General features: G+C 63.6%; 1 protein-coding gene. It reads left to right on the top strand.

Translation table 11 applies throughout. The features are described 5' to 3' along the window. A partial coding sequence (locus AB4Y86_RS19260; RefSeq protein ID WP_441403724.1) for a thiamine pyrophosphate-binding protein occupies positions 1 to 1,181 on the top strand: 1,181 nt, incomplete at both ends.

The raw sequence follows: 1,181 nt of genomic DNA, 5'->3' as shown, positions 1-1,181 counted from the left end.
CGCGTCAGGGAGTGGGGAGTCAGCCGCATCTTCGCTTTTCCCGGCGACGGAATCGGCGAATTCGATGGTGCCCTGGAGAAGGCCCAACGCGATGAAGCAGGCCTGAAGTATGTGCGCCCCACGCATGAGGAGATCTGCTCGCTGATGGCAACCGCCCACGCCAAGTTCACGGGTGAAGTCGGCGTCTGCGTAGCCACCTCCAGCCCGGGCGCCTTCCATATGCTCAACGGCCTCTATGACGCCCAGATGGACAACCAGCCGGTTGTCGCCATCGTGGGCCAGCAGGGGCTGAACTCGCTGGGTACCTTTACGCAGCAGGAGAGCAACCTCGAACGCACCCTGTCGGATGTCGCCGTGTACGTCCAGACGATCGTCTCACCCGAGCAGGCCCAGGCGGTCGTTGACACTGCCTTCCGTACCGCCAGGGTACGGCTGGGACCGGCCGTGATCATCATTCCCCACGACGTGCAGGGAATGAAGATGCCCGAACTCACTCCGCAGAACTGGGTATCACGCTCCAGCGGCGTAGCCCCGTCCATCTCAATCGGYCCCCCGGAAAGCGAGATCGTGAAGGCCGCCGGCATCATCAATGCAGGCAGCAAAGTCACCTTCATTGTCGGCCACGGCGCAAACGGGGCCACCGACGAGGTCCTCAGGGCCGCCGAACTCTGCGGTGCCGGCCTAATCACGGCCTTACGCGCCAAACAAGTGATCCCCTCCGACGTGCCGCACCACTCGCAGCAACTCGGCCTCCTCGGCTCCCTGCCCAGTGCCCACCAGATGAGCGGATGCGACACCCTCGTATTCCTCGGCACCAACTACCCGTACAGCCAGTTCCTGCCCGAGAGCGGACAGGCACGCGCGATCCAAGTCGACCTCAAGCCCGAGCAAATGGGATTGCGCTACCCCACCGAACTCAACCTGTGGGGGGATGTGAGGGCAACCCTCACCGCGCTCATCCCGCACCTGGAGGCGAAAACCGACCTCTCCTGGCAGAACACCGTCGCTGAGGAAATGGTGGAGTGGGAAAACGAGATGGAAGCCCAGGCGATGCTGACCTACAAGGACGGCGTCAACCCCCGACGCGTCTACCACGAACTTAACAAGCGACTGCCCCCGCAGGCCATCGTCACCGCCGACGCCGGATCCACGGCRGACTGGTACGGCCACCACATCAGGCT

This window comes from Arthrobacter sp. 2YAF22_2 (assembly GCF_052114645.1).
Lineage (GTDB): Bacteria > Actinomycetota > Actinomycetes > Actinomycetales > Micrococcaceae > Arthrobacter.
Note: the sequence above shows the minus strand (reverse complement) of the source record. Positions and strands in the feature narration are given on the sequence as shown.